This window comes from Bacillus sp. 1735sda2, from assembly GCF_024159245.1.
GTDB lineage: Bacteria > Bacillota > Bacilli > Bacillales > Bacillaceae > Bacillus > Bacillus pumilus_O.
Genome location: NZ_JAMYWZ010000001.1, coordinates 1,804,916 through 1,829,986 on the forward strand (window position 1 = coordinate 1,804,916; position 25,071 = coordinate 1,829,986).

General features: G+C 41.0%; 24 protein-coding genes. 18 read left to right on the forward strand and 6 right to left on the reverse strand.

What is annotated here, in order from left to right; translation table 11 throughout:
* The first annotated feature begins 1 nt into the window (after position 1).
* The 13 genes from gpG (at position 2) to NKR21_RS09355 (ending at position 15,285) form a co-directional block, all read left to right on the forward strand.
* Entirely contained in the window at positions 2-337 is a 336-nt protein-coding gene (gene gpG / locus NKR21_RS09295; RefSeq protein ID WP_144458220.1) for a phage tail assembly chaperone G, read from the forward strand.
* Positions 338-339: 2 nt separating this feature from the next.
* Positions 340-534, forward strand: coding sequence for a hypothetical protein (locus tag NKR21_RS09300; protein WP_144458218.1), 195 nt, complete (start codon positions 340-342; stop codon positions 532-534).
* Positions 535-549: 15 nt separating this feature from the next.
* Positions 550-4,566 carry a phage tail tape measure protein gene (locus tag NKR21_RS09305; RefSeq protein WP_144500034.1) on the forward strand — a complete coding sequence of 1,339 codons (4,017 nt, stop codon included), beginning with the start codon at positions 550-552 and terminating at the stop codon, positions 4,564-4,566.
* Positions 4,567-5,400, forward strand: a complete 834-nt coding sequence (locus tag NKR21_RS09310; RefSeq protein WP_144458214.1) for a phage tail domain-containing protein — start codon at positions 4,567-4,569, stop codon at positions 5,398-5,400.
* 12 nt (positions 5,401-5,412) lie between these two features.
* A complete protein-coding gene (locus tag NKR21_RS09315) occupies positions 5,413-7,158 on the forward strand; it encodes a phage tail protein (RefSeq protein ID WP_253602504.1) in 1,746 nt (581 codons plus the stop codon).
* Between the two features lie 39 nt (positions 7,159-7,197).
* A complete protein-coding gene (locus tag NKR21_RS09320) occupies positions 7,198-9,702 on the forward strand; it encodes a peptidase G2 autoproteolytic cleavage domain-containing protein (RefSeq protein WP_144458210.1) in 2,505 nt (834 codons plus the stop codon).
* Between the two features lie 12 nt (positions 9,703-9,714).
* Entirely contained in the window at positions 9,715-11,532 is a 1,818-nt protein-coding gene (locus NKR21_RS09325) for a BppU family phage baseplate upper protein (RefSeq protein ID WP_253602505.1), read from the forward strand.
* Positions 11,533-11,547: 15 nt separating this feature from the next.
* Positions 11,548-11,832, forward strand: coding sequence for a hypothetical protein (locus tag NKR21_RS09330; protein ID WP_144470421.1), 285 nt, complete (start codon positions 11,548-11,550; stop codon positions 11,830-11,832).
* Positions 11,829-12,008, forward strand: a complete 180-nt coding sequence (locus tag NKR21_RS09335) for an XkdX family protein (RefSeq protein ID WP_144458206.1) — start codon at positions 11,829-11,831, stop codon at positions 12,006-12,008. Before NKR21_RS09330 ends, NKR21_RS09335 begins: the two co-directional genes overlap by 4 nt.
* Before the next feature lie 62 nt (positions 12,009-12,070).
* A complete protein-coding gene (locus tag NKR21_RS09340) occupies positions 12,071-12,283 on the forward strand; it encodes a BhlA/UviB family holin-like peptide (RefSeq protein ID WP_034324986.1) in 213 nt (70 codons plus the stop codon).
* A 19-nt stretch (positions 12,284-12,302) separates the two neighbouring features.
* Positions 12,303-12,566: a phage holin gene (locus NKR21_RS09345; protein WP_144458204.1), complete on the forward strand. Its 264-nt coding sequence runs from the start codon at positions 12,303-12,305 to the stop codon at positions 12,564-12,566.
* A 51-nt stretch (positions 12,567-12,617) separates the two neighbouring features.
* Positions 12,618-13,418, forward strand: coding sequence for a peptidoglycan recognition protein family protein (locus NKR21_RS09350; protein WP_144458202.1), 801 nt, complete (start codon positions 12,618-12,620; stop codon positions 13,416-13,418).
* Positions 13,419-14,004: 586 nt separating this feature from the next.
* Positions 14,005-15,285: a collagen-like protein gene (locus NKR21_RS09355; protein WP_313959871.1), complete on the forward strand. Its 1,281-nt coding sequence runs from the start codon at positions 14,005-14,007 to the stop codon at positions 15,283-15,285.
* Positions 15,286-16,023: 738 nt separating this feature from the next.
* On the opposite strand, the gene bslA is transcribed toward NKR21_RS09355, so the two are convergent.
* Both bslA and NKR21_RS09365 read right to left on the reverse strand, forming a co-directional pair.
* Positions 16,024-16,557: a biofilm surface layer hydrophobin BslA gene (bslA, locus tag NKR21_RS09360; protein WP_003211006.1), complete on the reverse strand. Its 534-nt coding sequence runs from the start codon at positions 16,555-16,557 to the stop codon at positions 16,024-16,026.
* Positions 16,558-16,682: 125 nt separating this feature from the next.
* A complete protein-coding gene (locus NKR21_RS09365; protein WP_041815536.1) occupies positions 16,683-17,081 on the reverse strand; it encodes a hypothetical protein in 399 nt (132 codons plus the stop codon).
* Between the two features lie 568 nt (positions 17,082-17,649).
* Between NKR21_RS09365 and NKR21_RS09370 the strand changes: the two genes are divergently transcribed.
* The 3 genes from NKR21_RS09370 (at position 17,650) to NKR21_RS09380 (ending at position 20,501) form a co-directional block, all read left to right on the forward strand.
* Complete coding sequence (locus tag NKR21_RS09370) at positions 17,650-18,126, forward strand: CarD family transcriptional regulator (RefSeq protein ID WP_012010031.1); 477 nt, start codon at positions 17,650-17,652, stop codon at positions 18,124-18,126.
* 311 nt (positions 18,127-18,437) lie between these two features.
* Positions 18,438-19,187, forward strand: coding sequence for a poly-gamma-glutamate hydrolase family protein (locus tag NKR21_RS09375; protein WP_012010032.1), 750 nt, complete (start codon positions 18,438-18,440; stop codon positions 19,185-19,187).
* A 165-nt stretch (positions 19,188-19,352) separates the two neighbouring features.
* A complete protein-coding gene (locus NKR21_RS09380) occupies positions 19,353-20,501 on the forward strand; it encodes a Rap family tetratricopeptide repeat protein (protein ID WP_012010033.1) in 1,149 nt (382 codons plus the stop codon).
* A gap of 92 nt (positions 20,502-20,593) precedes the next feature.
* Here NKR21_RS09380 and NKR21_RS09385 read toward each other — a convergent pair whose 3' ends face one another.
* Positions 20,594-21,919 carry a S8 family peptidase gene (locus tag NKR21_RS09385; RefSeq protein WP_088001365.1) on the reverse strand — a complete coding sequence of 442 codons (1,326 nt, stop codon included), beginning with the start codon at positions 21,917-21,919 and terminating at the stop codon, positions 20,594-20,596.
* Positions 21,920-22,504: 585 nt separating this feature from the next.
* Here NKR21_RS09385 and NKR21_RS09390 point away from each other — a divergent pair.
* Positions 22,505-23,239, forward strand: a complete 735-nt coding sequence (locus NKR21_RS09390; RefSeq protein ID WP_012010035.1) for a poly-gamma-glutamate hydrolase family protein — start codon at positions 22,505-22,507, stop codon at positions 23,237-23,239.
* 77 nt (positions 23,240-23,316) lie between these two features.
* A complete protein-coding gene (locus NKR21_RS09395) occupies positions 23,317-23,766 on the forward strand; it encodes an OsmC family protein (protein ID WP_012010036.1) in 450 nt (149 codons plus the stop codon).
* A gap of 46 nt (positions 23,767-23,812) precedes the next feature.
* Here NKR21_RS09395 and erbB read toward each other — a convergent pair whose 3' ends face one another.
* Genes erbB through NKR21_RS09410 form a run of 3 tightly spaced genes read right to left on the reverse strand, consistent with a single transcriptional unit; the run spans position 23,813 to position 25,057 of the window.
* Positions 23,813-24,181 (reverse strand): SMR family multidrug efflux transporter EbrB, encoded by a 369-nt coding sequence (erbB, locus tag NKR21_RS09400; protein WP_144458350.1) that lies wholly within the window; start codon positions 24,179-24,181, stop codon positions 23,813-23,815.
* A gap of 13 nt (positions 24,182-24,194) precedes the next feature.
* Positions 24,195-24,512 (reverse strand): SMR family multidrug efflux transporter EbrA, encoded by a 318-nt coding sequence (gene erbA / locus NKR21_RS09405; protein ID WP_012010038.1) that lies wholly within the window; start codon positions 24,510-24,512, stop codon positions 24,195-24,197.
* A complete protein-coding gene (locus NKR21_RS09410; RefSeq protein ID WP_012010039.1) occupies positions 24,512-25,057 on the reverse strand; it encodes a TetR/AcrR family transcriptional regulator in 546 nt (181 codons plus the stop codon). Before NKR21_RS09410 ends, erbA begins: the two co-directional genes overlap by 1 nt.
* Between the last annotated feature and the right edge of the window lie 14 nt (positions 25,058-25,071).

A 25,071-nucleotide genomic window follows, 5' to 3' on the forward strand; every position in this document is an offset into this window, starting at 1 on the left:
CATGGAAGCATTGACAATCACTTTGCATTTAAACGGAAAGAAAAAGAAATTTTCCACTCCTAGCTTTATCACAGGTGCCTTGTTTAGAACTGCGGTAGAAGTAACAGAAGACTTTGAGTCAAACGATCCTGAAAGAATTTATACAACCGCACAATCAGAGTTTATCTGTGAAGTGTTCGGAAACAAATTCACTGCAGAAGAATTTGAACAAGGTATTGATGCACGCCTTTTAAGTAGAACAATCTACGCAACCGCAAACTATGTTATCGGAAATATCGTCGAGGCGAGCAATATCCTGAATCCAGAAACCGCAGAGGAAGCAGAGCCGGGGGAGTAAGTTTGTCCGATGCTGTCCTTGATATGTATAACGCATTAGAGGACATTGGCTTTACTCAAAATCAGATAGACGAAATGGATATTGTGTATCACTTGAAACGTCTGGCGCGACGCAAAGAAGCGAGCAAGGAAAAGCCAAGTAAGAAAGCTACAGCATCGGATAAGCCCTTATACATTGATCAAATACCTGGACTGTAAAAAGGTGGTGAGGGATTGAGCAAAGACATTAAAGTAAAGCTGTATTCTAATTCGTCCCAATTTAACGGGGAAATGAAAGCAATTGCCGTTCAAATGAAGAACATAAAGTCTGAATTTGAAAAGAATCGGACTGCCGTAGGTGTGTGGGGCAATGAATTGAAAACGTCACAGGCGAAAGTCAGAACCCTTTCACAGCAAATGGATCAGCATAAAATGAAGGTCAAAGCACTCGAAAGAGCGTATGCAGATTCAGCCATCAAGAAGGGAAAGGATGCGGAATCAACGCAAACCCTTGCCCGCAGGCTGAACTATGCAACAGCTGAAATGAATAAAACACAAAACGCGTTAACGCAAACGACTAATAAAATTCAGAAGATGGAAGCTGAGATAAAACGAACATCCTCATCGCTTTATAAAATGGGCCAAAGAATGAATACAGTTGGCAACAAAATGAGAAGTACCGGTGCTTCGGTAGCAATGACTACAGGTGTTGCTTTTGCTAGCTTGGCCCTCCCGCTAAAAGATGCAGTACAAGTGGGTATGGACTTTGAAAAGCAAATGAGTAAAGTCCAAGCTATTTCAGGTGGTACAGCCCAAGAAATAAAAAAGTTAGAAAAGCAAGCAATGGATCTTGGGGCAACATCAGTTTTTACTGCTAGTCAAGCAGCAGACGCACAAAGTTTCCTTGCGATGGCTGGATTTAAAGCAAACGATATTTACGCAGCCATGCCAGGTATGTTGAATTTAGCGGCTGCAGGTCAACTAGATTTAGCTGCCGCCGCCGACATTTCCTCTAATATGATGCAGGCCTTTGCCTTGAAAGCTGAGGAAGCAGGTCACGCATCGGATGTAATTGCATACGGAGCAGCTAACGCAAACACAAACGTTGAGCAAATGGGAGAGGCCATGAAGTTCCTTGCCCCTAATGCCAATTCGCTAGGATGGGGACTAGAAGAATCAGCGGCCGCAGTCATGGCGTTTGGTGACGCAGGTTTACAAGGTTCTATCGCAGGACAAGCCTTTGGTACGTCGTTGATTAGGCTGGCAACGCCAGCTAAAAAGGCCCAAAAGGAAATTGATAAATTAGGATTTGCGTTTTTCGATGCCGCCGGAGATATGAAAAGCATGCCGGAAGTCGTTGCAGAAATGGAAAAGGGCATGAAAGGCATGACGAAAGAGCAGCAAGCCGCAACCTTAAAAACCATTGTCGGTGCTGAATCTTATAAACATTGGGCTATTCTTCTACAAAAAGGCAGCAAGGCTTTAAAAGAGAACACAAAGGCTTTGAAGGAATCAGACGGTGCTGCTCAAGATATGGCAGATACGATGCTAGATAATGCACGAGGCAGCATAGTTGCCTTTAATTCTGCTGTAGAAGGAGCAAAAATTAAACTAACTAAAAGTTTACTTCCTGCGCTTGGTAACCTAGCTGAAAAAGGGGCAGACATCGTAACCATGTTTAATAAAATGGATTCTGCCACAGCCCAAACGGTTGCTAAAACAGCATTGTTTGCTACGGGTGTCCTAGGCGCCACAACAGCAGTCGCAACGCTGACGATGGGTATTGGTGCGCTTTTAGCATTTACGGGTCCAGTGGGGCTTGCTATTGTGGGGGGAACGGCTTTACTAGGCGGCATTGCTGTAGCAACCTATGCGTATAACGAGCAACTGAAAAACCAAAAGAAACGTCAAGAAGAAGCAAAAGAATCGGCTCTTCTATATGGTGAGGGCGTTTCTAAAGCGACACAAAAAGCGGCAGGATCATACGTGAATCTACGTGAAAAAGCTACATCACAACTGTTCCAACTGACACAGGTTTCAGGAAAAGAAGCCGAGAAGATGGCAAGCAATCTATTGTCTACTTATCAAAAAATGTCCACTTCACTTATTAAGGAGTTAGAAGGATTTAAGACTGATGCAATAGCAGTTCTCAAAGGACTATTTGAAGATCAGGAAAAAGAGACAAAGAAAATCGGAGAAGATTGGACAGATCAATTAGTTGGTAACATCGACAAGGATGTTCAAAAAGCACGAGAGAAAATGCGCCAACTTGAAAAATTGAAGGATGAAACAGGTTTATTATCATCAAATATGAATGCTTCACAAAAGAAACAATTTGATGGCATTATTTCATTCTTTCAACAGGCGACGAGTAAGTTTGCGGCCAATCAAAAAGACGCATTGGCTATTCAACAGAGGGTTTCCGAGAGTCAAAACAAGCTCTCTTTTAAAAATGCAAAAAGCTACAATGATCAAATCACAGAGCTATACAAAGAAGGTCAGAAAGCAGCGAAAGAAGACCGAGACTATAGAATTAAAGTCTTGGATGAAGCTATTGTAAAAGATGCAAAAAATGCTGAAAGATACAAAGCGTTAAAAGCGAAAACGAATGCCGATTACCAAAGGGATCTTGCTAAGAACCTAGAAGCGTATAAAAACAATTCAAAAGCGCTATTTGATCAAATGGCTCAAGACGGGAAACTGCTGGACTTGGAAACAGGAAAAGCCCTTGAAAAGCAAAAAGAGTATTCCAGTAATTCAATGGGGATCTTTGTTGAAATGGAAGAAAGTGAAGCAAAGTACCAAGAACGATGGGCCGAAAAACAAGTAGCATTCTTACAAAAACTTGGAGACAGCAAAGAAGAAGCATTAGAAAAAACGAAACAAGCGCTTATAGAGTTTAACGAGGGATTGGGCCGTTCTACAGAAGAGTCAGCGAGCAAAGCAAATGAAGCGATTGAAAAGATAGAAAACGAATTCAACCGTGCAACATCTGCCCGTGAATCAGGAAAGAAAATGGGCGATGAATTCGCAGATGGCATAACAGCTGCGACGCCTAACACGTTAGCAAGTGGATCGATCCTTAAACAAACACTGGATCAAAAATTGCGAGAAGAAAACGGCATCCCTAGAATTGCAGGACAAGAAAAAGGTCAATTGTTTAGTGAAGGTATTAATTCGTCAAAAGTTAACGTATCTAACAGCGGAACAGTGCTGCAGCAAGCACTAAATCAAAAGCTAAGTGAAGGCAATGCAGAGGCTAATACATCCGGCTCTCAAAAGGGTCAATCATTTAGCGCGGGAATAAGTTCAACAAGCGGCATCACAAGCACGGCAGCAAGCAGTGTAAATCAAACAGCGTTATCAAACCTAAACAAAAATACCACGCAAGCCACGCAAGCAGGTGTGACAAAAGGACAAAGTCACAGTTCGGGAATATCAAGCACAAAGGGTGCTAATACGACTGCAGCATCTTCGGTGAGCGCAACAGCAACAGCCCAGCTTGCGAAAACAACTGATGGCGGAGGCGGACAAAAAGCAGGTGTTGAATTTGCATCGGGAATCCGTAGCCAAGCCGGAAACGCTAGTAATTCGGGAAGCACCGTAGCACAATCGGGAAAACAAGGCTTATCAAGTGTAAAAACAACTGGTACGGGTGCTGATTTTTCTAAAGGCTTTGCTAACGGTATTCGTAGTATGGGAGGCACCGGCGGGACAATTTGGAAAGCTGCCTGGGCCATCGGTAAAGTTGCAATACGTTCGCTGAAAGATTCCATACAATCAAAATCACCTGCAAAAAGAACCATCGCAGAAGGCGTGAACTTTGGTGACGGCTTCATCATTGGGCTTGGAGAAAAATCGACGGAAGTGAAAAAGAGCACTGCAGCTATGGCACAAGGTGCTATGTCGTCCTTTAAATCTGAAATTAATAGAATGGTTTTCAACATCCAGGGGGCAGCAGATGAAATAAACACGATGCGAGCCGAACTGACTGTAAAAAACGAAATTGATACGCCTATTCTAAATCAGAAGCTAGATGCCCTTATTAGTCTTCTATCAAACAATTTACAAACGAACAATGAAAGCGTAAGTGCGGCAGGGCAAACAATCAAAATCCATCCTGCGCCTGTCATTATTGGCGGTGAGCATTTAGCAGACATCGTTTTTAATCAAGGAGACACATCTATTCTAGACAAAAAGAGCGCTCAAAAATATGAGCAGAATGCCTATAAAGGAGGGCTGAAAAGATAAATGGATCTGTATTTTGATTTCAGAGATGGAATGGGGGAGCAACCTTTGTCGGGGTTACTGCCCTATTTTAAGTTGCTTAGCTTTGCACCTGACGCGCCGAGCACTGATAGGGAGCTTGTACAGTTGACAAGGTTTAACGGACTTGTACCGACGCAGCATCCGCGCGATATAGTGTACAAAGAAAGATCTATCAAGGTTGAGATATTGCTAGATGCTAAAATCGCGGCAAACTTTTATCAGTATAGACACGAGTTTTATGATCTCGTTGTTCAGCCCTCTTGGTATTACATCTCATGTGATCTGCTTCCTGGGAGACGTTTTGCGGTTACGTGTGACGGAGGGTTTACGATCCCTAAAGACAAGCAAAAAAACCAGGTATCCTTCCAAGTAGATTTTAACAATATCACGGGGCTGGCAGAGTCAAAAGGCACGTCTTTAAGCGCACAGAACTTTTCTAATGAAAGATGGTTTTCAGGAATGGGTATCCAAAGGCGCGACGATCTGCAGTACCGATTTAAAAACAAAAAGCGTTTCAGTGTATATAATCCTGGCTTACCTATTAATCCACTGCAGCATGATTACAATGTGCTTCTTAATGCAAAAGGGAAAAACATAACGATTATCAATCATACGAATAACGAAAGATTGAAAATAGAAGCCGAACTGAAAAAGTCCCAGCGGGTCAGGAACTTAAAACAATATACCGTTGTCGGCAATAAAAGATTGAAAACGTCGGGAAGGCTGCCGTCCTTAGATAAGGGCATGAATGAGTTTGAGATACAGAATACAAATGATTTTGAAATTGTATTCGATACAAGATTTTATTTTCCGTAAAAGGGGGTTGTCATGGCTGCAAAAGATTTTATAAAGAAACTAGCACCGGGAGCACAGAAAGTCCAAAAAAAATATAATGTCCTCGCAAGCCTTGTCATCGCTCAGGGGTGCCTAGAAAGTGGTTTCGGAAAAAGTGACCTGTCTCAAAAGGCGCATAATCTCTTCGGAGTCAAAGGTACATATAACGGAAAATATGTACTGATGTGGACAAGTGAGCAAGATAAGAAGGGGAACGTTACAAGGATACAAGCTAAGTTTAGAAAGTATCCATCATACGCAGAGAGTTTGGCGGATCTTGGAAGCCTGTACACCCGTTTGGGTCGCTATAAAGCGGTTGTTGGTGAAAAAGATTATAAGAAGGCTACTGCAGCAGTTTCAAAAGCTGGTTACGCCACTGATATAAACTATGCAACAAAATTGAACAGCATCATCTTTACTTACAAGCTCACACAATATGATAATTTGGACGATGTTCCAGAAGAACCAAGCGAACCTGAAACACCAACTAAACCTTCTTATCCAAGTAAAGAGTATCAAGGCAAGGATGTAGAGCTAAACGACGGACTACCTTCTGATATTGATTTCAGGCAGCTGCATGTATCAACCAAGGACGGCAAAGAGCTTGTAGAGATCGTGGGCGCTGTGTTGGAGTTGCAAGATGATACAACAGGTAAGAAGAGTTTCGCATTCACCCTTCTACGGACTGAGGATAATGGGGCAGAATTTGACTTGCTCGTTCCAGGCAACATACTGTACTTGGATGAAAAAGTTTATAATCATCAAAAATATTACATTACAGACATTGAGCTTGATCAGAGCAGGAAAAACGTGCTGCAGAAGAAGGTAACGGCCAACCATGTCTATACTGTACTTCTTGTAAATGACAGGGTCGAGGAAAAAACGTCAAAGAAACTCAACATAAAAGAAGCCCTAGACATTGCACTTGCTGGCACACCTTTTCAATATGTCCTGAAAGAAAAAGAATCATCATTTGATACCGTTGATCAAGACGGCTTCGGCGAAAAAAATAGAATCGAATTAATGGATCAGATTGTTGATGACTATGAAATTGAACTTGATGTAAACAACTACGTCATCTATGTATATAAAAAGATGGGAAGAGTAGTAGATTACACTTTCGACAGTCGATATAACATGCCAGGCTTTAAGTTGAAGATCAATGATCAAAACACGTCCACAAGAGCTTGGGGTTACGGTGCAGAAAAGAAAGAAAAGAAAGCTAAGAAAAGTGACGCAAAGTCAACCGATACAAAAACGAACGAGGATGAAAAGGAAAAAGAGCCTGAATATGAATTCGAACCTATCCTATACATTCATCCTGATGAAGATAAGTTTCTTATTGAAGGAAAGCCGCGCTGGGGTGAGCCGATAAGAGATGACACAGTAAAAAAACCAAGCAACATGGTATCTGCTTTGAAAAAGCATGTGAACCCATATCCTGACGTGGTCGTTGAGGCAGAGTATCAATATATCTATGAGCCAGCACTACAAGGAATAGAAGAGGATTTTTGGAAGGGTGACACCATACATGTCATTGCTGATACAGCAAACGGTATCACGTTTGAAGACGATGTAAGGCTAGTGTCTGTCACTTATAACCCCCTCAACCCGTATGACAGCCCTAAAATGACTTTCGCAAACTTCCGAAAAGACATTCAGGATTATCAAGTGAGTCAGGCACGGCAGATTAAGCAGCAAAAAAGATATATAGATCAGTTAATGAGAACGCTCAATTAGGAGCGTTTTTTCTTTTTGGAATTGAAAGGAGTGAACATATTGGTCCGGCTTAAAAAGGATTACGATACGACAAGAAATTCAGTCTATGAATCGCAGTTACGCGGGGATATGAAGACAATTGAAAACGAGCTTAATAAAAACGCTACAGAATTATACGCTCATAAGAACCATGAAAAAGCGCACTCTTCTAAACAGATTATGCATGGTTTGTTTACTGTCGCAAATAGGATAGAAAATGTGTGGGCTAGATTGACAAACCTTGTATTAAATCACGATGGCAATGATGTCAAGGAGGTTGTTGATATTAGGGTCGCCACAGACGCTAGTATACACAAGACGGCTAAAGATCGGCTAGACTACGAGTTCGCAAAGATTGATAAGCGATTCAAGCGTGAAGTGCATGTAGACGATTTTGGAGCCGTACCTGATGGAAAGACAGACTCGACAGAGGCTTTTAAAAAGGCATTCGGAAAAGGTCGGGTTCGAGTAAAAGCATCTGCCGGCGTATACATCGTTCGCGGAATACGTATTCCTTCTAATTCGGCATTGATTGGACAGGGGAAAGGGATTACTACTTTTAAACTTCATGAGGATGCACCAGCCAGTACGATTCTTTTAACAAACAAAGATCATAGCGGAAACAAAAACATATATGTTGATGGTTTTTCATTAGACTGGAATCGTGATCGACAGGGCGGCATGAAGGCAACGGGTGGCATTGCATCAAGTGCATTATCTTTTGCCAAAGTCCATTTTGGCTGGGTGAAAAATGTTCAATCCATTAATCCGGGATTACATGATTTTGACTTCACGGCGCCGTCTTACAATATATCAGGATCTAATTATACAAAAGATGGATGTAGATATATTTGGATTGAGAACTGTGAGGCGAGTGGGTACGGTGATGACGGTATAACTACTCATTATAGCGAGTACATCTTTATTGATAGATGCCACTGTACAAATCCAAGTGGTAAAGCGCACAAAGCAGGCACATCAAATTCAAACGGTATTGAGATAGATGATGGTTCTAGAAATGTTTGGGTGGACGGGTGCTACACAAGCGGAAACATAAGAGGTGTGGAGGTCAAAGCACATGCTGAGTGGCCGGCAGCTCAAAATGTTCATGTATCAGATCATGTATCGTATCGAGATGTACGCAGTTATGATGCAAGACACATTGGTCATCACAGTGCATCAGATCCGCAAAGTACGACCGCACGCGATGTGTCGTTTACTAATTGTGTGTCAATCGAGCCTGTATTTAACGATATGTACAAGGGGTTATCGCCTAGAGCGCTTGTAGTATCTGCTTACCATCGAGTTAAAGTCACTAATTTTACAGCGATAGGTAATCCATCTTATGACTACAAAGGTAATCCAATTATTGCTGTTCAATACAAAAGTAGACGGGTTGATATTAACGGATTATCAGTTACTGGATTTAAAAAGGCATCTCATGATGTTCGTGTTTTCGGTGGTCCACAAAAAGCTGATGATGTGACTATCTCAAACTTTAATATTGAAAATTCCGCACCTATAGGCATTGGGATAGGCGGCAGGGTTTATTCAGTCAAGTTGATGGCAGGAAATCTTATTCATTCTAACGGCAACATTGGGGTGTATTCTCCAAATACACAAACGATGATTGTAGGAGTACATGCTTACGGATATAGCAAAGCTGCAGATCTAGCTAAAAATACGAATAAGCAGATACCGACACGCTTAAAGGGTGGATTGGTTGCTGGTTCAACGTCAGGACACGCTTTGTCAGATTCGAGCGCGGTCATTGCTGCTACGGGTTCATGTAAAACAAAAGGTCCTGCAAATAGTGTATTAGCTTCTAGGGCGGGATCGTCAACCGAAGGATCGAGACAAGCTGTCATCGCATCAAACAACAGCCACACGAAGGGTAATGGATATGCCCGTACAATCTTGTCATCGCATAACGTCACGCAAATTAAGAGCTATACCACTGCGGGTGGATATAACGGATTGAAATGGGAAATTTCGTCTAAGTCGGGAAACATCACGAGTGCAGGTCAAGTACGAGGCGGATCATCTCTTTCAGATTACGCAGAGTATTTCGAGAGTGCAAATGGTCATGAGATTCCAACAGGTACAATCGTTACACTGAAAGGCGAAAAAATTATGCCAGCACAATCAGGGGATTATCTACTAGGAGTGGTGTCAAATACTGCCGCAGTTGTTCTTGGAGAAGCCTCGTTTGATTGGCAAGGTCGATACTTGCGTGATCGTTTTGGGGCTTTGATAAATCAAAAAGGTTTGCCTATAGAAAACCCTAACTATGATCCTGAAAAGTCAAATGTCTATCAGTCAAGAGCCGAACGTAAAGAATGGCATGTGATTGGATTGGTTGGACAAGTCATGGTACGGATTGATGATACGGTAAGCGTTGGTGATTCAGTCAAAGCTAAAAACGGTGTTGCGACCAAAGGGCAGTCAAATTGGCAAGTGATGAATATTGAAACGCCTTATGATTCCGAAATGGGTTATGGGATTGCAAAAGTATTTATTAGATAGGAGGTGTCATGTATGGTTTCTAAAAATGGGAGATTAGATTTTGATGTAAACGCATATACCAGTTCAAGTGTAGCAACCAGCATAAATTTTTGGACGCAGGATCGTCAGACAGCTAGGCTCATATTCAAACTCACGAAAGATGGAGTCCCTTTGCCTCTAGCAGCTGTCACAGGAAAACTTGTATTAGTTATGTCTGACGGCAGCCGATTCATTCGAGACATAACGATAGTAGATAGAGTGAACGGTCAAGCCGAGTATATCTTGTCAGACAAAGAAATCAAGCATTATGGGAATGTAAAAGCTGAATTAAATTTGTACTATGCAAACGATCAATCTATGTCCGTCCATCAGTTTTCTTTTAACATTTCAAAGTCTCTCATTGACCAAGATATTGTGCCGATCACCGAGTTTTATGTGGACGAGTTCGAGGCGTTAAGAGAAAAAATAAACGCTTTATATGATGAGTCTATTCAAACGATTGAAGATCTAAGAGACAAATTTGAAGATCTCGAAGCGCTTGAAACCAAACAAGGCGCACAAGATAAAGTAGACGCACATGCTAACAATAGCGAAATCCATGTTGTTAAGGCGGATAAAGATAAGTGGAATAACGGGCAACTTTATAGGCTTACTCAAAACAACGGTAAGCCTATTTATAAAGGTACAAGTGAGACCACAGATTATAACGAGATAATTGATACCGGTTTTTATCTTATCTATAACAAGGGTTTAAATGGCCCGCCATCGGTCAATAAATCATTCATGATAGTGTTGAGTTTTGGTAGCACTCTTTTACAGACTGCATATGACACGAATGGAAAAAAATCTTTCTATAGAGTACGCAATCAAGATTCAACTTGGACAGTTTGGATGTCATCATTGACCGAGGAAGATAAAATAACCCAGAGTGAGAAAGATAAATGGAATAATGGTCAATTGTCTAAGATCACAGCAGACAATGGAATGCCGTTGATCTCAATTAAGGATACTTCTTTAAGCATCTTAGACGAAGTTATCAATAATGGGTTAGGTCAAGGGACGTTTTATGCTATAGCTGGTTCAAAAGATTTGCCGAATCACCGTTCTTTTAGAGGGTTCTTTCACATGACGGATGCGAAAAATGAAAAGGGCACGTTTGGATGGGTGTATGCTACGGATTACGCCAACAACATATATACAAATTACCTTAACAATAATGTGTGGAGTGGTTGGTCAAGGCTTTCAAACCATAACATGTTATCTGAAGATGGAAAAGGTCAAGTATTGCCGAATGGTACGGACATTTTAACGCTGCCGTCCGGCTACTACTATGCAGTAGGCACAAACGTAGTCAACATGCCAAGCAAAACGGATTCATCTTGGTTCAATATTTATGTAATTGATAACGGCAACAACCGAAAAACGTTCCATATTATCCGTAGTGGAGATAACCTTCATTGGTGGGGCACGGTTCATACGGACGGGAAACTTAAAAGTTGGGATCGAATGTTAACCGAAAAAGACTTAAAAAGCTCATGGAATCAAGTCACACTTGTTGCTGGAACATCAACAAAACAATTTGCCGGGAACCCTCTCAAATTTTCTATACGTCAAAATGAGTTGCGCATTCGGGGATCGTTTGAGGGAATACCAGCCAATGAAACAGTTATAGCCCGTTTTGCTCAAAAGCCGTCAGCTAGAACTGTATTTTTAGGCGCAACGGTAGGCTCTTATGGATCTGCTAGATTTACACTTGAAACTGACGGCTCTTTACGTTTTGACGGTATGTCGGCTAACGATAATTCTTTTGTAAGCAGATTTGAAATAAATGAATCTATTCCGTTGTGGTAAAGGAGGGGAAGCATCATGCACATTTATTACTATGACGAAAATTTTATGTATACAGGTGAAGATATAATCAGTGAGTACGACGAAATGCCGAAAAACGCTACGAATGTAAGACCGCAAGAGGGGTTGTATCTTCCCGAGTATGACGAGAAAGATAGAGTGTGGTTTGAATCAGCATCCAAAGAGTATATAGAGAGCATGCAGCCGAAACCGCCTTTGCCTAATGATATAACCACTCTTAAAAAACAGGCGGCTTTCCTCACGTTCCAAGTTACGCAGTTGCAGAGAGGCGGGGCATCATGATTTATCCAACGGCGGGCGACATAAAAGTATTTTGGGATTGGGGCGTTTACACTCTTGAGATTATGCGGGAGTATGTCGCATTAAAAGTAATCACAAAAAAAGAATTTGAGCAGATCACTGGCGTTTCATTCGACAAGCCAGCTGCTTCTGCAGATTTAGGAACCACAGCATCTTAACAGGTGCTTTTTATTTTGCCTTCTTAAAGGAGGTGATTAAAGTGAGGGAGTAGGTGAGTGAAATGGAAATGGATTTGGCTCAATATCTGATGACACAAGGACCCTTTGCGGTTCTTTTTTGTTGGGTGTTGTTTTATGTCCTCAATACAACTAAAGAGCGTGAGAACAAGCTAAACGAGCAAATTGACGCACAAAATGACGTACTAGCAAAGTTTAGTGAGAAGTATGATGTTGTCATTGAAAAACTAGACAGAATCGAGAGAAACCAAAAATAAAAAGAAAAGAGGAACTAATATGAAAAACTTCGACACAGGTACTGTGATTCGCACAGTGCTTCTTTTTATGGCATTGATCAACCAAACGTTAATTCTATTTGGCAAGCCAATCTTGCCAATTAGCGAGGAACAAGTCACTTCGTTGGCTGAGACATTGTATCTTGCTTTTTCAATGATCTTTACAATCGTAACAACCCTTGTCGCATGGTTCAAAAACAACTATGTGACTCACAAAGGTAAGCAACAAAAAGAAATTTTAAAAGAAAAAGGATTAACGAAGTAAGGAGCTGCCATGAGGTGGCTCTTTTTAATACAGCAAAAGGAGACGATGAACGTGGTAAAAATCATTAAAGATTTTATTCCAAAGAGTAACCGCAACAGACCAGGCAACTATATGAAGCCTTTATATATTACGGTTCATAACACAGCTAACACAGCAAAAGGGGCAAACGCAGCTAGTCACGCATCGTTTGTGAAACGATCTAGTACAGGCGTAAGCTGGCACTACACGGTGGATGAAAATGTGATCTATCAGCATTTACCGTTAAACGAAAACGGCTGGCATGCAGGAGATGGACGAGGAACCGGAAACATGAAGTCAATTGGAATTGAGATTTGTGAAAACGCAGACGGCAATTTTGAAAAAGCGGTTGAAAATGCTCAATGGGTCATTCGCCAGCTCATGAAAGAGCAAGGAATTCCATTCGCCAACGTTGTACCGCATAAGAGATGGAGTGGGAAAGAATGCCCTCGTAAGTTGCTTAATCGCTGGGACAGTTTCAAAGCCGGGATCGCCGTTGCTCACACAAGTAAAAAGCCGACGGTTAAACCAACAAAAGCAGAACCATCCAAAACAGCAGCTTCCAAGCCTACTAAAAAGTCATATGGTTTGCCTACAGGCATTTTAAAAGTGACAAAGCCTCTTACAAAGGGATCAGCAGTAAAAGCCGTACAGCAAGCCCTAGCGGCGGTTTACTACTACCCGGACAAGGGCGCAAAGAATAACGGCGTTGATGGTTACTACGGACCGAAAACAGCGGATGCGGTCAAACGATTCCAAATGATGCATGGTCTTGTGGCTGACGGCATTTATGGACCCAAGACGAAATCAGCTCTTAAAAAAGCATTGAAATAAGTAAATAAAAAAAGACTTCACTTTATGGGGTCAGTCCCTATATTAAGAGGTCTTTTTTATCCCACAAGGATTAGAGGGAATTACTTTGTCATATTTTCCCGAAACTCCAAGTGGTAATAACTCAAATTTATAAATAAACACTTTTCTAATTTACTTACATTTAGTATACAGATCGCATGTTTACACTTTTGATAAGTTAACCTCATTTGGAAAAGAATATTCTTTACTGGGAAGTTCTTTTATTTTTTGTGTCTTTGTCTTTTTTTCTTGTGGTTGGGATTCATTCATTTAACTATCCCTATTTTGAAAAATAATAAAAAAGAATATTATATATTTATCAATATTTTTATTATTGATTTGTTAATCTAGACTTTTTGTTCATCTTTGTTAATGATGTCACCAATTATTAGATCATTATATATTATGATTTTGAGGTGATAATATGAAAAGATGTAGAAATTGTGGAAAAACATGTTCAGGACATAATAATAGAGGAGATTGGTATGATTCGTATGGTGGGTATGATTGGGAGTGTGATAGATGTAAGAGAGTAAGGAAAAATCCATGCTGTGGAAAGGATCCTTGTGTGTGTGTTATTCAAGGTCCGCCTGGAAGAAGAGGTCCAGCAGGTCCAGCAGGTTCGGCGGGTCCAGCAGGTCCAGCGGGAGCCACAGGAGCCACAGGAGCGACCGGAGTAGGCTTAACAGGAATTGTGCCATTTGATCCAGCAGCATCACCAGGTTATCCAGTAGGTCAAGTTGTGACGTCCAATGGAAGCACATATCTAGTGAATAGGGCGTCTCCAACGGGCACGCCAGGAACATCACCAGATTATACATTGATAGCGGGTGCGGGAGCCACAGGAGCGACCGGAGTAGGTTTAACAGGAATTGTACCATTTGATCCAGCAGCATCACCAGGTTATCCAGTAGGTCAAGTTGTGACGTCCAATGGAAGCACATATCTAGTGAATAGGGCGTCTCCAACGGGCACGCCAGGAACATCACCAGATTACACATTGATAGCGGGTGCGGGTGCTACCGGAGCCACGGGTGCAACGGGAGTAACCGGAGGTACAGGAGCCACGGGTGCAACGGGAGTAACCGGAGGTACAGGAGCCACGGGTGCAACGGGAGTAACCGGAGGTACAGGAGCCACGGGTGCAACGGGAGTAACCGGAGGTACAGGAGTAACGGGTGCAACGGGAGTCACCGGAGCAACAGGAGCAACCGGAGGTACGGGAGGTACAGGCGCCACGGGAGGTACAGGAGTAACGGGTGCAACGGGAGTAACCGGAGCAACAGGAGCAACCGGAGGTACGGGAGCAACAGGCGCCACGGGTCAAACGGGAGCGACTGGCGTAACAGGAGCAACGGGAGGTACAGGCGCCACGGGAGGTACAGGAGTAACGGGTGCAACGGGAGTCACCGGAGCAACAGGTCCCAATCTTTCTAGCGGAATAGAAACTTTGGTTACTACAACTGAAGTGATACCAAATAACGGACTCGTAACATTTACTACAAGTCCAGATCTTGCGGGAACAGCGTTTAGTTTCAATGCTCCAGGTGATACAATCACAATTAATGAACCTGGTCTATACCTGGTTAATTGGCAAGTCAATTTAGAAGCAGGTAGTCCTGCAAGTGGATTTGGATTAGTTCAAAATGGTGTTAATTTTTCTGGTGCTGGTAATGATGCTACTGGAGGTGGTAATTTAGCTTCTTCTGCTCTTATTCAAGTCACAACAACACCATATACTGTATCTATAAGTAATCGTTCTGGAGGAAGTAGGACAATAACACCAACAAATGGATCTACTGCTGGAAGTATAAGTATCATTAAATTTGCAGATGGACCATCAGTTTAAAACAAACTTGATTATTAGTGTAATTCATTTAGAATGCTGTAAATAAAACTAGTATCTATATCGAGAAATCATTAGAAAAAACTCTTTTTGGGAGCTTCCAGTTTGTAGACAAACACTAGCAGCCGGTGTCAGTCCTGCGTGCTGGTGCTCACGAATGTCAAATTCGCTCCGCACCAGTACTCGTCCTTCCTAGGGCTGCAAAGGTTTTCTATCACGCTCAAAAGAAGACAAAGGGTTAAAATCAAGATCATTTTAGCCCTTTGTCAACAATCTGAAAGCCCTTTTAGGGGGCTTTTTTTTATTTGAATATCTTTTTCATTAGTTTGCCGGATGTTTTACCCGCAGCACGTCGCATGATACGTTTTCCGATAGCACCCTTTTGAACGGCGTTGACGTCTCCCAAGATTTTTGATGTTTTATAAAGGAATGATCTTATTTTGTTTATTTTCATGAGGTATGTTCCTACTTTCTTCATTAATATAGGGTTTATATGGGCTTGCCCACTAAATGCCCACTAATTGATAACAAACTATAAAGTGGTATGATGTCACAATAATATAAAACGCAGGAAACGCAACAACAAGAGAACTTATGTTCTTGTGTGATTTCCTGCAAATAATTCAACATATGAAATGGAGAAAATGTTTAAACGGGTCATGTGATCAAATAAAAAAAGACAAAGGGCTAAAAAAGCCCTTTGTCACAGTCTGAAGCGCTCATATTTGAGTGCTTTTTTATTTAGCAACCACACGGATCTGGTGGTGTGACCACAACTGGTCGTGTTTGAATATCGAGGGTGTCCTCTGCATAAAATTTAGAACCAATGCTAAGCGCACGGTTTTCTGCACGGAACGTATATGTACCTGCAGCAGGAAGTACTTTGTGTGAAAGTTGTAATTTAAATTGTGAAATTCCTAATAAATCGAGTCTAGCTGGAATGCGGACCGTTTTTCCACTGTTTAAAATGTAGCTGTCTTTTAGTGCTTTTCCATTGAAGATGTCTTTTGTTGTCGCTTGAAAGCCTGCAGGTAATGTGAACTCAATGGCACCGAGACTTAATACAGAATTTGGGCGGTATGTCAGCTCGATGTCAGAAAAAGACCATTCCTGCTTACTTGTACCTGTAATTTTCGCATAAAGTTCAGCTGGTCTGGCGTTTGTTGATGCCTTGCCCTCCTGTGTGGCTCCTTCAGCGGATGCGGCAATCGGTACCGATAGTGCCATGACCAGTGTGAGCATCCCCATCATGATCATTGTCCATGTTTTTTTCATTTCTTCATTCCCCCTTGTTGATTATAGGTAAATAATAGATGATTAAATCTATTATTTACCTATAATGTTACCATATCCCTACATGGTATTAAATGGGATATTATACCCTTATTTTGTCAATTTGTTTAATAATAACGGGGGAAGTGTGCATTTGGTTGGTTCATTCCATAACCAAAGCCTGGCATTTGCTGATTCGGCATCATCATATGCATATCTTGATATCCATAAGGATGATATGGCATCATTCCATATCCACCATAGTGACCATGATGATGGTGATCCTTCATTGGAACATGTGAAAAGGGATCCTGCTGATTTGGAAAAGGCATATAGGCTGAATGATGATGCGGATAGTGGCCACTGTACTTATCTTTTTTACCAGTATGATAATGGTTTGGCATATTCATATGATCATGCATGTTTGGCGCGACCACATGCTCATGATTGGCTGTATACACATTCTCAAACGTGTGATACGGATTTCCTTCGTGATGATAATTCATTGGGCTATTCATATTGTTCATTTAATATCTCATCCTTTATGTCAGGTTGCCATATCCTATGAGCATGATCCATTTCATGAGCCTATCCATATCAAAAAAACCGGCTTTTCAGCCGGGAAAACAAAAAGCAGGTGAAAGCGTCAGATGCTAAAATGAGATGCTGTGTCTTCTTCTGCGACGCTTCTTACAGCTGCTGCAGACACTTTTAGGATAATAATAGGGATCGTAGCTTCTAGAAGTATCCCAGAAATCGCTCTCAAACCAATCATCTTTTTTATGACAATATTTCTTTTCTTTACATGGATCAACATGGTGATGATCGTCATGCTTTTTATAACAGTTTGAGTGGGAATGTTTGCACTTGCATTTGCACATTGTCATCCCTCCTAAATGTGACTCAATGCTAGTATATGCAAGAATGAGACAAGGGGACTGGATGGTGGAGCAACTTCTGTAAAAAAAGGCTTTTTCTGAAAATCACAAATAAAAAGAATTGACTAGTGCTAAAATAACATGATAAAATATAAATTTTTATCCAACGATGAAATGTGTTATAATCATATTGTGAATACTTTCGGAGGTGGCGGATTTGTTTCAAATAGGTGATAAAATTGTTTATCCTATGCATGGTGCCGGTGTGATTGAAGGAATGGAAGAAAAAGAGATTTTAGGTAAGACGGAGGAATATTTTCTGATTCAAATGCCGAATATGCAGATGATGATCCCAAGAGGCAGAATCAATCAACTAGGTATACGTCCGGTAGCAGATCAAGCAACGCTGAAAGTTGTGATGAACAATTTTGCAGAAGAAACAAACGACGACACGCTTACTTGGAAGCAAAGATATGATGAAAATCTGAAAAAGCTAAAAACAGGTGCGATCGAAGATGGTGCAGACGTTGTCAAAGATCTGATGAGACGAAATCAGAAGAAAGCATTAAATTCAAGTGAAAAGAAAATGCTTGAAGATGCGCGAGGCATGTTAGTGAGTGAAATTTCTCTTGCACAAGGGCTGTCACAAGATGAAGTCCTTTCAGCTTTAGAGAATGAACTAAGAGTTTTATGATGGATATACAATAATTAGCTGTAAGCATAAGGGCATCCCTTTTGTTTACAGCTTTTTTTTGTTTGAAATCAAAAAAATCTGTCCATTTTTGTAGGTGATTTTAACTAAAGCAAAAATGAGGTCATACGATGCAGTTTTTGTTCAAGCAGCGAATGATGCAAAGAAGTCAGAAATACCTAGAACAGCATAAAAAAACAGGAAAGTATTCCTGATTCGTTTAAATGAACCGGACAACCTTTGAATTCTGTTAGCCATTGATAGTAAAATAATGCGATAAGATGACACCTAAGAGAATGAAAAGGAGCGGTGAAATGAAAAGGCTACTGATATGTGGATTCATCTTTCTGGTCCTGTGTGCTCTTTTAATGGTGAAATGCAGCCATTCTGTTCAAGAAAAAAAAGAGCAAAAGCAACATCAAGAAGAGGTAGAAAAGTATCAAAAGGAGCGAAAAAAAGGGGATCAATATGAAAGTTTTAAACAGCTTATCCGGCATGAAAAAGAGGGCTATGAAATAGAATTTCATGAAAAGGGTGGAAGTGATTTACTCGTCTTTTCTCCTCATGGAGGGGAAATTGAACCAGGAACTAGTGAAATTGTAGAAGCATTTCAACAAAGATACTCGACGTATTTGTTTGAAGGAACGAAACAAGAGAATAATCGTGATTTGCACATTACAAGCACGAAGTTTGATGAACCGATATTGGTCCAAATGATTAAAACGTATCCATTCTCCATTTCCATCCACGGCTATAAAAGTGATAAAAGGCACACGCTAGTCGGCGGGACAAACGAAAAAATGCAAAGAGCCGTTGTACGAGAATTAAAGGATCGAGGGTTTTCAGCAGAAATGGTACAAGAAGGCGAGCGGCTTTCAGGAACAGATCCTAAAAATATTAATAATCGAAATGCAAGTGGTGAAAGCGTTCAGTTAGAAATTAGCACGGCACAAAGAGAGGCCTTTTTCGACAATTTTGATACGAGAAAAGGAAAGAAACAAGCATTCAGGCGTTATATCCGTGCTTTAAAAGAAGTATTAAGAGAATTTGACCCAACTTCGTAGAAAAATCGTTTTGATGGGCAAAAGTACTCTATTTAAACTTGGTAAAAAAGATAGAAATATGCGAAATGAACATAAATTATGTAATAACTTACAATTTGCCTTAAAAACATAAATTATGTAAAATAATAGTTATCAGTTTGATATGATAGAATGGGGCTGAAGTGGATGGCACATAAAATACCATCTTCCGAAGTAGGTGTAAAGATCAATCAATGGTACACGCATATTTGCAAATTTGAAGTCGAACAAGCAAACGATATGAAGCGCCTTGTTGAAGAAGAAATTCATGAGATGGAAGAGGATCAAGATTTGCTTCTATATTATTCTCTAATGGATTTTCGCCATCAACTGATGCTTCAGCATTTAACGCCAGTCCATGCAGGGAGTGAAACACTTCAAGCTGTGTCTTTCCCAAAAGAAATGGAAGATGGAGAAGATGAGATGACAGGCTTACTTGGCTATTACTTTCATTTTTTTCATGGAATGTATGCGTTTATTCAGCGCCGGTACATCGAGGCCATTTCCTATTACAAGCATGCGGAACATCAACTGATCTTAGTGACAGATGAGATTGAAAAAGCGGAATTTTACTATAAAATCGCTGAAGTATACTATCATATGAAACAAACTTATTTCTCCATGCATTATGCTAAAAAGGCGAGAGACATTTATAAGAAACATCAGCTTTATGGAAAAAGAAGCATTCAATGTGATTTTGTCATGGCAGGTAATTGGATTGATGTGAGTCAGCACCAAAAAGCGCTTCCTTACTTAGAAAAAGCGTTAAAGGTCTGTGAAGCGATGGAGCGGAAAGAGTGCACATCTTATTTTAAAGCGATGGCTCTTAATAACTTAGGAGCTTGTCATTATAGTATGGGAACGTACCATACGGCGACAGTCTTTTTTGAACAAGCCATTTCCCTTTATCAAAAAGATCAAGCATCCACGATGATCAAATCATTGTTTTCACTTGCTCTTACTTGGTTTAAACTTGGAGATATCCAGCGGGCAGGCGAGGCTATACGTAGAGGAATGAATGAGGCTTGTTTATTGGATGATGAAATTTATCAGTTGAAATTCCAATTTTTACAGGCGCTTTATATAGAAAAAGACAGCTGTGAGCAATTAAGATCAGCACTATTTGGACTGCGGAGCAAAAAAATGTTTGCTGATTTAGAGGAATTAGCACTTGATGCGGCTAATTATTATAAAGAACGCGACATGTACAAGGAATCTTCCACTTTTTTTGAGATTGTGATCGAAGCGCGTACGCACATTCAAAAAGGAGATGAGATGTATGAGAACGAAGCATAACATGTCAGCTGATCAAGTAGATGAAAGACTCCACACGTAATAACAGACAAAAACAACACCCTTTACGAATCGCCGTAAAGGGCTTTTTTTATTTATTCTTTGATGGCTTTTTCTGCGTCAATGGCACCTGCTCCGTATATCGTCGGATCATCCCCAGACCACTTGCTCGTATTTTCTTTTAACATGGTTTTGACCTCATCAGGCGTTAAATCAGGTGAATGCTCTAATATTAGAGCACAAATACCTGCGCAAATTGGTGTTGCCATAGATGTACCAGATAATGTCGTGTAATCATCATCGACTCTGCTTGATTTGTCGAGTTTATCTAGAAAGGATCTTGGTGATCGCAGAGAGACGATGTTTACTCCTGGTGCAAGGATATCAGGTTTTGTCTCACCATAAACAGTAGGACCTCTGCTTGAAAATGGTGCCACAATATCATCGTTTGATTCTGGTGTATTCCGGTCATCAAAAGCGCCAACCGTAATCACTTTTTGACTGACGGCAGGGCTCGCGATCGTTTGGCTGTTAGGACCTGAGTTTCCGGCAGCGACGCATACGACAATGCCTTGATCCCAAGCAGCATTGACAGCACGCACCATCGGATCGTCTTGTTCGTCATCATAACGCTGAGCATCTCCACCTAGTGACATACTCATAATATGAATCGGATCATCAGGGTGATCTTCATTGAACTGAATGCACCATTCAACCCCTTCTATAATAGTAGAAAGTGATCCAGCCCCTTGTTTATTTAACACTTTCACGCCAATTAAATGAGCTTTTGGAGCAGGTCCTTTGTACAAGCCATCTGAGGCCGCTCCGTCTCCAGCTACATCTCCAGCGCAGTGAGTGCCATGTCCGTTATCATCATATGGCTTTTTTTTCTGCTTGACTAAGTCCACAAAATCGCGAATTCTTCCATCTACATCTTCATGCGGATAAATTCCTGTATCAATGACAGCGACCGTAATACCTTCCCCTGTTAAGGCTGTGCCGTTTCGGATGACTTCATCCGCGTGACTTGCTTGTGTGGCTACATCCAGAAGCGCATGAACTTCCCGGTCTAAATAAATTTTACGAATATGCTCACCATTTGCCAACAGCTCCTCTAAAGCGGCTGGTGTTAGGTCTGCAGCACAGCAGTCGATATGTGAAAAGTGTTTTTTGATATTTGTTTTTCTGCTTTTTTTCATGAGCTGTTTTGTGCTTTGAATTCCTGCTTCGACCGCGTCTTCCTTAAATTCAATAATCACACGAAGCTTCTTCCTCTTCTTTAATCTTCCTTCAAAGAAACGATGAAGAAAGCATGGTGTCCATTTAAAAGGCTTATAAAGGTGAAGGACGGTCTCTCTTAAAGGTTGATCCAGTTTACTAGCATGTGTTCTGACCATTTGCACCATAGAAAATCCAAACATGTGATGCCCTCCATTCTAGCTATCCATTCTTGTACACTCTTACGTTATGAGAATGAGAGCTGCTTGGTTCGGATTCTTGTCCCTTCTTTTCTTCATATTGGCGGCTTGCTCACTTCTAATGAAAAAGAAAAGCGCTTACATTTTGTAAAATAATAGAAAAAGGTGGAAAACATGTAGAATCAGCCGATGATAGGTGGGAGAGTTCTCCTTAGAGAACCGGTGAAACAAACAATTTTGCAGAAAAAAAGGAGGGGTTAGACAGGGCCAATGCTCATACAAATGTGACTTGTCACAGAGGGGAAAAATCAAATCCATATAAAAAGTAGCCGAATTAAAGAAAACAGACTGGATAGAACTAGGTCATTTTAAACATAACTTCATTTGTCTGTCATACTATTCTAACTCTGTTTTCAAAGACGAGAGGCGTTTCTGTGTATATAAATGCAATTATCTTATTTTTGAGGAATCTCATGATCTAGAGTGTTATGATCAAATTTGGAGAGAAAAAGTGGAAAAAATGAAAAGAAATGATGATTCAATATAAATCATAGAAACGGCTTAGAAATCTGTTAAAGGAGAACGGGAATGAAGAAGTTTTTTGCTTTGCTTCTCCTGCTTGCGATCGGATGGGGCGTTTATTATACAATGCAAGCACAGGAACATGATGAGCCAGTGTCATCAGGTGGGGAAGACGAAAGCGGTTCAACTGATATTTATCGCAATTTTAAAGAACTGGAAGAAAACGAATCAACAAGCAGCTATCAAATTACAGCCAACCCAGTGCCTGGAAGCCGCCTTCTTGTGATGTCACCCCATGGCGGGAGAATTGAAGGCGGCGTGAGCGAGATCGTCCATTTTTTTGATAATGATTTCTCTACGTATTTGTTTGAAGGTTTAAGAGAGAATGCATCAGAACTTCATGTGACAAGTACAAACTTTGATGAGCCAGTCGGTGTCGCACAGGCAAAAGCACACGATTATATATTAGCAGTGCATGGGTACAAAGGTGAGGAAGGCATTGACCATACGCTCGTTGGTGGAACAGATTACGACCGTGCAGAAAAAATAGTGAACTCATTAGAGCGGAACGGATTTTCAGCTGAACTGGCTGTCGCACACGCAACCCTGAGCGGAACAAGCAATCATAATATTAATAATCTTACAAAAACAGGGCAAAGTGTACAGTTAGAGATTAGTAGAAGTCAGCGTGAAGCTTTATTTGACAGTTTTGACTTTCGTCGGCGGTCGAGTACAAAAAACGAGACGTTCTACCGGTATGTCAGAGCGATTCGGACAGTGCTGGATGAGGAATATACATAAAGATGGTGCACATGTTAAGACAAGCAGTGTGAATTCTTGTTACACTATAAAAAGTGATAACAAAAGGAGAGACGAATATGGCGCAACATCATTTTCATCTTCAGGCGAGTTGGCCTGGCCTGCGTAACGATGTGGGTACAATCTCATGTGAACAGTTAAAAACAAAGATTTCAATTCCAAAAGAAATGGACGGTCCTGGCATTGGAACAAATCCAGATGAGATGCTCTTAGGTGCCGCGGCTACGTGTTATATTATTACACTTGCCGCTATGATGGAGCGGAGTCAATTAGAAAAAGAGGATCTCACGATGAGTTCTGAGGCGGTCGTCGATGTAACGAATGGTGTGTTTACATATGAAAAAATCATTCACCGGCCTGTCATCATCCTCAAAGCATCTGCTTCTCCGCAAGATATTGAACTTGCACGCAAGCTCGCGCACAAAGCCGAAAGCTCATGTATGATCTCAAGAGCTGTTCAAGGTAATGTGGACATTTCCTTAGAAGAAACCATTCAACTAGGCGGATAAAAACAAAAAGTCATTTTCTCTTAATAAATGGAGAAAATGACTTTTTTTATAACGTCCATTCGGTTTGATCGATTTGTTCTTTCGTTTCTTCTTTTTGTTTTTTTGACAAATTCAAGACAATCACGCCGCATATCACTAGTGCAAGACCAATGAAGCCTTTTATGTGAATGGTTTCGTCAAATATCACAAGTCCGATAAGAGCAGTGAGTGCTGTTCCAACACCAGACCATGTCGCATAAGCAGACGAAAGGTCAATCGTTTTAAGTGCCAGACTGAGGAATGTAAAGGCCAACCCAAATCCGATCAGGACCCCAATACTCGGCAGCATTTGCGAAAAACCTTGTGAAAGCTTTAGCATCGTACTGCCAAAAACCTCTGTCAAAATAGCCCCTGTTAAATAGAGCATTCCTTTCATGATCTCACATCCTTTATGACATATTTAAAAGTACGACCCCTGAGACAAGCATTGCCATCCCAATGACTGCTTTTTGGTTCAAGGTTTCTTTGAAAAAAAGCACGCCAAAAATAGCCGTGAGGACTGTACCAACCCCAGACCATGTTGCATAAGACATGCTAAGCGGAATGATATTCAGTGTCAATGACAGCATATAAAAGGCAAGTGTATAGCCAGCCACAACGACAGCGCTCGGCTTAAAGCGAGTAAAGCCATTTGAGAATTTTAACATCACGGCGCCAATGGCTTCTGAAAAAATGGCCACAGCTAGAAAAAGATATCCAAGGATCATTATGCCCCCTCCTCTAATAGGTGTAAAATCCGATGAAGTAAAAGGGTTTTTTCCTCTCGGTTCAGCGGTTCAAGCTGAAACATTTCTGAAAACCATATTCCATCACATGCAAGACGGATTAGGTGGCTCAATGCAGGGTCATTGATTTCCTCAGCTGCTTTCGCTTTGAACTCTGCATAAAAATCACGCCAAGGGTTCAATAACGTTTCATCAAATGACATAGTAGCAAGCATACTTGTACATAGCTGAGTCGTGTTTTGATGATCAAGGTCATGTAATGTGGCCGATATATATGCATGGACGTAAGGCGCTTTTTCATATTTGTAAGTTTCTTGATACGTTTTGAGCTGCTGACGAAAGCAAAGAATTGCGTGCTCATTCATTTTTTGGATGAGCTCTTCCTTGCTTGCAAAATGATAAAGCAGGCCGGCTTTGGTCATATGTGCATGCTCTGCCACTTGCTGAAGGGTAAGCTGACTTAATCCTTCTTCTAAAATCGTGCGGGCAGCTGCATCAAAGATTTGCTCTTTTTTGGTTTTAGACATAAAAAAAACACCTA

What these genes read in the sequence shown, in the direction of transcription:
- gpG (WP_144458220.1), top strand. Translation starts at nt 2, where the DNA reads ATGGAAGCATTGACAATCACTTTGCATTTAAACGGAAAGAAAAAGAAA.
- NKR21_RS09310 (WP_144458214.1), top strand. Translation starts at nt 4,567, where the DNA reads ATGGATCTGTATTTTGATTTCAGAGATGGAATGGGGGAGCAACCTTTG.
- NKR21_RS09315 (WP_253602504.1), top strand. Translation starts at nt 5,413, where the DNA reads ATGGCTGCAAAAGATTTTATAAAGAAACTAGCACCGGGAGCACAGAAA.
- NKR21_RS09325 (WP_253602505.1), top strand. Translation starts at nt 9,715, where the DNA reads ATGGTTTCTAAAAATGGGAGATTAGATTTTGATGTAAACGCATATACC.
- NKR21_RS09330 (WP_144470421.1), top strand. Translation starts at nt 11,548, where the DNA reads ATGCACATTTATTACTATGACGAAAATTTTATGTATACAGGTGAAGAT.
- NKR21_RS09335 (WP_144458206.1), top strand. Translation starts at nt 11,829, where the DNA reads ATGATTTATCCAACGGCGGGCGACATAAAAGTATTTTGGGATTGGGGC.
- NKR21_RS09340 (WP_034324986.1), top strand. Translation starts at nt 12,071, where the DNA reads ATGGAAATGGATTTGGCTCAATATCTGATGACACAAGGACCCTTTGCG.
- NKR21_RS09345 (WP_144458204.1), top strand. Translation starts at nt 12,303, where the DNA reads ATGAAAAACTTCGACACAGGTACTGTGATTCGCACAGTGCTTCTTTTT.
- bslA (WP_003211006.1), bottom strand. Translation starts at nt 16,557, where the DNA reads ATGAAAAAAACATGGACAATGATCATGATGGGGATGCTCACACTGGTC.
- NKR21_RS09365 (WP_041815536.1), bottom strand. Translation starts at nt 17,081, where the DNA reads ATGAACAATATGAATAGCCCAATGAATTATCATCACGAAGGAAATCCG.
- NKR21_RS09375 (WP_012010032.1), top strand. Translation starts at nt 18,438, where the DNA reads ATGAAAAGGCTACTGATATGTGGATTCATCTTTCTGGTCCTGTGTGCT.
- NKR21_RS09380 (WP_012010033.1), top strand. Translation starts at nt 19,353, where the DNA reads ATGGCACATAAAATACCATCTTCCGAAGTAGGTGTAAAGATCAATCAA.
- NKR21_RS09385 (WP_088001365.1), bottom strand. Translation starts at nt 21,919, where the DNA reads ATGTTTGGATTTTCTATGGTGCAAATGGTCAGAACACATGCTAGTAAA.
- NKR21_RS09390 (WP_012010035.1), top strand. Translation starts at nt 22,505, where the DNA reads ATGAAGAAGTTTTTTGCTTTGCTTCTCCTGCTTGCGATCGGATGGGGC.
- NKR21_RS09395 (WP_012010036.1), top strand. Translation starts at nt 23,317, where the DNA reads ATGGCGCAACATCATTTTCATCTTCAGGCGAGTTGGCCTGGCCTGCGT.
- erbB (WP_144458350.1), bottom strand. Translation starts at nt 24,181, where the DNA reads ATGAAAGGAATGCTCTATTTAACAGGGGCTATTTTGACAGAGGTTTTT.
- erbA (WP_012010038.1), bottom strand. Translation starts at nt 24,512, where the DNA reads ATGATCCTTGGATATCTTTTTCTAGCTGTGGCCATTTTTTCAGAAGCC.
- NKR21_RS09410 (WP_012010039.1), bottom strand. Translation starts at nt 25,057, where the DNA reads ATGTCTAAAACCAAAAAAGAGCAAATCTTTGATGCAGCTGCCCGCACG.